This is a genomic window from Aeromonas cavernicola (genome assembly GCF_002795305.1).
Lineage (GTDB): Bacteria > Pseudomonadota > Gammaproteobacteria > Enterobacterales > Aeromonadaceae > Aeromonas > Aeromonas cavernicola.
The window spans coordinates 1-7463 of record NZ_PGGC01000182.1 but is presented as its reverse complement, the minus strand read 5'-3'; the positions used below and the strand labels follow the sequence as shown (position 1 = coordinate 7463).

Here is a 7463-nt window from a genome sequence, read left to right as displayed (position 1 = left end):
TCACCTCGGCGAACAACAGGGGGGAACACACCCAACGCGCCGCCCCGAGGCCGGTTAACAGGCGTAGGGTGCACCAAGCGCAGCGCATTGCACCGCGGTAACACACCCCAGCCTATTCGGGGCAAAGATCGGGCGGGTTGCTATCTCGCAGCCAACCCCTCGCCCGCCCCATGGCGAGAGCAAATTGTCGCCCCTATGCAACAGGTGTCATCAACATGTCTTCATAGGTTAAATAACACTGTGAATACAACCGTAAGCGACACATATCCCTATCGGGGAGCACTTTTATATTGAAGTGCCTGATAGAGTTATAAAAGCAAATCAATATTTATTATAAACAGTTATATTTTTAATTTTAATTGCGCCATATGTGAGGGTATCCAGAAATGACTAAGTTAGAAACCAAAAAAATTGGCGTGGTATTTATACATGGCTTCACGGGTAATGCTAGTACATGGATTAATGAGTCTGGTAATCACTTTTGTGAAATGCTGTCATCTGAACAGGCGATTGGTGAGGTATTTGAATTTTTTGAGTTTGATTACTATACCCAAGTACTAGATGTTTTTAAGTCAGCCCCTGTACAAAACCTCAAAAAGATCCTGAACAAAATCCCATTTGTAAACCTTGAGACAAAGGTGAAAAAAAATAAACCAATCCGCTATCTTAGCAATCTTTTAAATAGCTATCTACGTACTGAACTCGATGATTTCAATGAGGTTGTTCTTATAGCTCATAGTATGGGTGGATTAATTGCTAAAGATCATATTCTCAATTATGTTGAAGGTGAAGGCCCCCGGCCAATTGGATATATCTCCATCGCGGTCCCACATAAAGGCTCTATAGGTGCTTTGTTGTTATCCCCAACTGGCAATATAAACATTAAAGAGATGCAACCCCTATCAGAATATTCTGATAACTTAAATATGGAATGGTGTGAACGTCGGAATGAGTTACCCAAAAGCGTATATCTAATTGCTACACATGATGAATGTGTTCCAGAAGTCAGTTCCTTACCATATAAGGTGAAAAGTTCAGATTGGTTTACTCTTGATTATGATCATACAACGATTTGTAAACCTAAAAATAAAAATGAACATGTTTTTAAACGAGTAAGAAAATTTTTAGATGATATAGCCTACCAAAAACGAATGGAAAGCGTTGCCTCCATTGAATACTATGGGGAAGATAATGATTTAGACAAAGAAGTCTTTGTTATAAAACTAATTCTTTCTGAGATTGGAGAGATGGGAATTGAAGATGCAAAAGCATCATTTTTCCATGCTGAAATAATATCAAAAGCAGCTAATCGAGTTGATAGACAAAATTTATCTGAACTACAAAATAAAGTTTTAAGTATTTATCGCCACACTTACAACTCGAATAAAGACAAATCAGCCGATGACATATTTAATGCTGTGCACAAAGAATTAAGAGCAGAAGATCAAAACCTGCTTTTTTGTGCAATGAAATACATAAATTTCATACACAAAGGTGGTTTACTTCATCAGATGGCTAATAAATGTGATCGAACCATAATTTGGGATGAGAAAATTTCAATCGACGATATTCGGGAGCGAATGTCATGAATAACACCTCAAACTTTATTGACTTCAGAGAAGACATTTACGTTGCACTGTACAGACGATGGCTAATTGTTGACATTTTAGGAAGAGATAAAAAAGATAATTTTGTGCTCACAATGCAAAAAGGTGCACTTTTTGATTATCTACTTAAAAACCCTAAAGATATGCATTCATTCCTTGTTTCCTTTGATCGTTTGCATGAAAACAGCCCTTATGAGGATATTTTATATAAAAATGATGCAGAGTTTGGGTCTTATCAAGATGTTTCTGAATTTCTACAGAGTATGCTGGTACTGGAAGCCGCAGGATATATTGAAGTTAAAAATATTGGATTAGACTTTTTCATCGCATCTAAAAAACTCCTTGTTGAGATAAAAACTGCCCAGGTTGATAGTTGGAAGACAAGCCTTTCTCTTCTTAAACCGCTTGTCGGTAAGTCTCTAAATATTCTTCAGAAAAACTGCTTGAGGTAACAATGGAACTGAGCCCATATTTATTGGTTAAAAAATTAGTTGTTAAAGGTATAAGCTCAAACTATACGGCTGATTTTAAGGAAGGCCTTAATATAATTTGGGGCGATATGGATTGTGGTAAATCAAGTATTTTGAATCTTATTGATTACTGCCTAGGCGGTAGTAACTCAAGTCTGCTCTACGAAGAAATCGCCACTAGAGGACGAACCGCACAACTTGAAGTAGACCTGAATGGTACAACATGTACATTTGAACGTACTATATCAGATGCTAGTGGCGCAATTAAAGTTTATATGTGTGATATTGATGAATCTAGCAGTGCATTTCCCATGCTTATGGCTGGGTCATCAACACAAATAATGCCTGACGGTTGGATATCAGATTTTATTTTAGATTCATTGGGCATTGCTAAAGTTAGAATTAAAGAATCTCGTTTACGAGATGATGCTAACTCGGATAGACTTAGCTTCCGTGATTTAATGAAATTGCTTTATTTAAAGCAGACAAAAGTTGGGGCTGACAGCTTGTTAAACTATGGTAACATTCCATTGTTTAATAAAAATGTGGAAGTTCAAAAATTTGTATTCAATATACACGATAATAAAATCGCAGAATTGAATCAAGAGCTAGGTTTGGAGGCTAGCGAGTTAAATAAAATAAGAACTAGCTATGCTGCGATATCTAAGTTTTTAGCCGACGTTAAGATATCCACTGAAAATGTATCCATTGACGATGCATTACATTTTGTAGAGTCTGATTTAGAAACACTGAATGAAAGTGGAGAGACTTTAAAACGGGACTATAAATTTGCCACCGACCTTGCATTGTCTATGGCAGGAGAGATATCTGAGCTCAAAGAATTATTGGCAGATAAAAATAAAAGGATTGAACAAAACCTTGTTAAATATAGATCTTTTTCAAGTCTAAAATCTACTTATCAAAACGATTTAGAAAATTTGAAAATATCAAAAATAACTAGGGATAGTATTTCTTTAGACATGCTAAAGGAACACAAACTTTCCTGCCCGTTATGTCAAAGCAATATCTCAATTGCCACAGAACATTTAAACAATGAAGTGATTGATGCTGAAGTAAAATCTATAAAAAATCGAATTTCTGGGGTTCAACATATTTTGGATAACACTTGGAAACAAAACCAAGAATTAGAAAATGAAACGAATGCCATTACCGATACATTAAAAGAACTATCTATAAATTTTGACAAACTAAACATTGAAAACATCTCAGCATTATTAAAATCCATTGAGGCAATAGAAAAGCAGAAAGTTGAGTTGCGTGTAAAAATAGCGCAATATAAGCGAGATATTGCCATTAATAATAAATATCATGATTTATCCAGAAGGATTGAAAGTAAAGAGTCTGTAGTGACCAGGCTTAAACAGAGCCTTAAAATAGCTCAAGAAGCTTTGGTAGGTCTGGATACTGTTGTTGATGAACTATCAGAAGTATTTAGAACATACGTTAAAAATAGCGGGCTACAAAATGTAAGAGATGTATACCTAGATAATAAGTTTGTACCACACTTTAGAGGTATGTCATATTACAACCACTCATCTGGTGGAGTTAGGACTATTACATCTATTTTGAGCTTTACCACACGGCTTAAGTTTTTATTAATGACGTCTGGCAACCTTCCTACTTTTCTGATGGTCGATACCCCAGGCCAAAATATTGGCAGGAACGTGCGGGATGATGAGGATTCTGAATTCTCAGATCCCGTTGTCTATGACAAAATTTTTAAACGTTTCTCCGACATTTGCGATTATGCAAAACAGCATGAAAGAAAATGTCAAATTATAGTCGTTGATAACGATTTACCAAAATTCTTAAAAGAGAGTGATAATTTCCATTTAGTAAAACGATTTAGTAAACATAGTGAGATTTTCGAAAAAGGTCTGATTAACGACTATTGATTTAGACTTTAATGATTTTATTGCCGACAAATATCCCTAGAGATCCAATCTTTTCACTGTATCACCCCCCATAATCAGATTCACATTAAAACAAAAACCGCAGCCCAAGGGCTGCGGTTTTTGTTTGGCTCAACCTGTTGACACCCACAGGGCAACTCCCCTTACGCACGGCGCCAGCTGGTCTTGCCGGCGCTGTCTTCCAGCACGATACCCATCTCGGTGAGACGGTTACGGGCGGCGTCGGCAGCGGCCCAGTTCTTGTCGGCACGGGCCTGATTGCGCTGGGCGATCAGTTGCTCGATCTCGGTCACTTCGTCGTCGGCTTCGTCACCCTTGAGGAAGGCGTCCGGATCCTGTTGCAGAATACCGAGCACGGCGCCCAGCTCGCGCAGACGGGCGCCCAGCGCGGCGGCAACGGCCATCTCTTCACCCTTCTGGCGGTTGATTTCGCGCACCAGATCGAACAGGGCGGAGTAGGCTTCTGGGGTGTTGAAGTCGTCATCCATCGCCTCAACAAAGCGGGCGACCTGCTCGTCGCCACCGGCAGCAGAGGCAAGCGGCAGATCACGGAGGGCGGTGTACATCCGCTCCAGCGCGGCGCGGGCTTGCTTTAAGTTATCTTCCGAGTAGTTGAGCTGGCTGCGGTAGTGGCCAGACATCAGGAAGTAACGGACAGTTTCGGCGTCATAGTGGGCCAAGACGTCGCGGATGGTGAAGAAGTTGCCAAGGGATTTGGACATCTTCTCTTTATCTACCATCACCATGCCGCTGTGCATCCAGGTGTTGACGTAGTCGCCACCGTGGGCGCAGCAGGATTGGGCGATCTCGTTCTCGTGGTGGGGGAATTGCAGATCAGAGCCACCGCCGTGGATGTCGAAGTGGTTGCCAAGGTGCTTGGAGTTCATGGCGGAGCACTCGATATGCCAGCCAGGACGACCCGGGCCCCAGGGGCTGTCCCAGGTCGGCTCACCGGGTTTAGACATCTTCCACAGCACGAAGTCGAGCGGGTTGCGCTTAGCATCGACCACGTCAACGCGGGCACCGGCTTGCAGCTGCTCCAGATCTTGGCCCGAGAGCTTGCCGTAGTCGGCGTAGGATTCGACGATAAACATCACGTCGCCGTTGTCAGCGACATAGGCGTGATCCTTGACCAGCAGGCTCTCTACCAGCTCGATGATCTCGTCAATGTGCTGGGTAGCGCGCGGCTCGATATCCGGGCGCACCATGCCGAGGGCGTCGAAGTCGGCGTGCATGTCGCCGATCAGCCGCTCGGTCAGCTCGTCGCAGGTCACTTGGGTCTCGGCGGCACGCTTGATGATCTTGTCATCCACGTCGGTGATGTTGCGCACATAGGTGAGGTCATAACCGGCGTAACGCAGGTAGCGAGCCACCACATCAAAGGCGACGAAGGTGCGGCCGTGGCCGATATGACAGTGATCGTAGATGGTGACACCACACACATACATGCCCACCTTGCCCGGGTGGATAGGTTTGAATTGTTCTTTTTGACGAGTGAGTGTGTTGTATATCTTCAGCATCTTATGGCCACTGCCTGTGAGTAAAATGGTCGGTCATAATACCCGCATCCTAAGCAGAAAACGAGGCGCAAAACATGGCAAATCCCGCCTGTCGCCTAGGCTGGGGGGCCATGGGGGGTGGCAGGTCTGTGGCAGCGCCGTACGTGTCAGCATTGTTGCCAGCGTTTGTGCCAACGTTTGTGCCTGCACTTGTGGCAACGCGTGTGCCAGTGCTTGTGCCAACACTATGCCCGCCGCCGCTGATGGGCTAGAATTGCCGCCACTTTATGCCATACCCCGCCAGCCGCTGTGGCTTGCACTCGTTTTGTTTCATCTATCTAAAGGACAACTCATGGTCACTTTGCACACCAATCACGGCGACATCACCCTCACTCTGAACGCGGAAAAAGCCCCAGACACCGTGGCTAACTTCCTGCAATATTGCCGTGACGGTCACTACGACAACACCATTTTCCACCGCGTCATCGACGGCTTTATGATCCAAGGCGGCGGCTATGCAGCGGGCTTTGAAGAAAAAGAGACCCGCGCCCCGATCAAGAATGAAGCGGCCAATGGCCTGTCTAACAAGATTGGCACCATCGCCATGGCCCGCACCAGCGAGCCGCACTCTGCCAGCGCCCAGTTCTTTATCAACGTCAATAACAATGACTTCCTCGATTTCAAATCGGCCACCACTCAGGGCTTTGGCTACTGCGTGTTCGGCGAAGTAACCGCTGGGATGGACGTGGTTAACCAGATCAAGGGAGTGCAGACCAACAACGCGGGCCGCATTCATCAAGATGTGCCGGTGGAAGATGTGGTGATCACCAAGGTGACCCTTGCTGACTGATGGTTGCCACCTCGGCAGCGATGACACTGCGGCCCCGGCCGCAGTTTTTCCCTCTGCAACGCACCGCGCCGCAAACCAGCGTCGCCGCCTGATGACACCCGCCACTGAGCCCGGCTATTTCGCGCGGTGCACCCTTGAGGGGCACCCACTTGCTACCCTGCCATGGTCAACGGCGGCGGCCACCTTGGCCCCGTCCTCTGTTACCCTGTCTCATCCATCGGATAATAAGGCCCCCCCGTTTCATCATGAGCACCTTGTTTATCAGTGATCTGCACCTGTGCGCCCAGCGCCCTGATATGACCGCCGCCCTGTTGCACTTTTTGGCACACGATGGGCCAGCCGCCGATGCCCTGTATGTGCTGGGGGATCTGTTCGAATTTTGGATTGGTGACGATGATCCTAACCCGCTCCATCAGCAGATAGCCGATGCCTTTGCCGCCCTCAGCCAACAGCAGGTGCCAATCTACTTTATCCACGGCAACCGCGACTTTTTGCTGGGCCAGCCGTTTGCCGAGCGCGCCGGGATGACCCTACTGCCAGACCCGTGCGTTATTGATCTCTATGGTGAGCGGGTGCTGCTCAGCCACGGCGATCTGCTCTGCACCTTAGATAAGGGGTATCAACGGTTGCGCCGCATCACCCAGCAACGATGGCTACGCTGGCTGTTTTTACGCTTGCCACTGGCCCAGCGGCAAGGCATTGCCCGCAAGATGCGTGGCCAAAGCCAGATGGAGAACCGCCACAAAAGCCAGCGCATCATGGATGTCACCCCCGAGGCGGTCGAGCAGATGCTGCGCCAGTCTGGCTGTAGGGTGATGATCCACGGCCACACCCACCGACCTGCCATTCACGACATGGTGCTCGATGGCCACGCCGCGCGGCGTATCGTGCTGGGGGATTGGTTCGAGCAGGGCTCGGTGTTGATCTGCCGCCCCGGCGAGCAGCAGCTCACCGCGCAGCCGTTGATGCCAAGGTAGCCGCTCCGCTTGGGGCAACCCTTGAGTGCCACGGATGGCGAGCCCTAAGCAGACGGCATCACGCGGCCGTGTACGTCTCAGCCGATGGTCAGGCTCTGCCGACGAGTAGGGCTCTGCCCGTGCAAG

6 protein-coding genes are annotated in these 7463 nt (G+C 46.6%); 5 read left to right on the top strand and 1 reads right to left on the bottom strand.

All coding sequences use genetic code 11. The annotated features are described in order from the left end of the window. Nucleotides 1-386: 386 nt before the first annotated feature. Genes CUC53_RS16670 through CUC53_RS16660 form a run of 3 tightly spaced genes read left to right on the top strand, consistent with a single transcriptional unit; the run spans nucleotide 387 to nucleotide 3993 of the window. A complete protein-coding gene (locus tag CUC53_RS16670) occupies nucleotides 387-1589 on the top strand; it encodes an ABC-three component system protein (RefSeq protein ID WP_100295170.1) in 1203 nt (400 codons plus the stop codon). After that, entirely contained in the window at nucleotides 1586-2059 is a 474-nt protein-coding gene (locus CUC53_RS16665; RefSeq protein ID WP_100295169.1) for a hypothetical protein, read from the top strand. Before CUC53_RS16670 ends, CUC53_RS16665 begins: the two co-directional genes overlap by 4 nt. A 2-nt stretch (nucleotides 2060-2061) precedes the next feature. Beyond that, nucleotides 2062-3993, top strand: a complete 1932-nt coding sequence (locus tag CUC53_RS16660; RefSeq protein ID WP_100295168.1) for an ATP-binding protein — start codon at nucleotides 2062-2064, stop codon at nucleotides 3991-3993. Nucleotides 3994-4154: 161 nt separating this feature from the next. Here CUC53_RS16660 and cysS read toward each other — a convergent pair whose 3' ends face one another. Continuing rightward, on the bottom strand, nucleotides 4155-5531 hold the full coding sequence (gene cysS, locus CUC53_RS16655; RefSeq protein WP_100295167.1) for a cysteine--tRNA ligase: 1377 nt from the start codon (nucleotides 5529-5531) through the stop codon (nucleotides 4155-4157). Between the two features lie 331 nt (nucleotides 5532-5862). On the opposite strand from cysS, the gene CUC53_RS16650 reads away from it, so the two are divergent. Further along, complete coding sequence (locus CUC53_RS16650; protein ID WP_100295171.1) at nucleotides 5863-6360, top strand: peptidylprolyl isomerase; 498 nt, start codon at nucleotides 5863-5865, stop codon at nucleotides 6358-6360. Between the two features lie 245 nt (nucleotides 6361-6605). Continuing rightward, entirely contained in the window at nucleotides 6606-7337 is a 732-nt protein-coding gene (locus CUC53_RS16645) for a UDP-2,3-diacylglucosamine diphosphatase (RefSeq protein ID WP_100295166.1), read from the top strand. The last annotated feature ends 126 nt before the right edge of the window (nucleotides 7338-7463 follow it).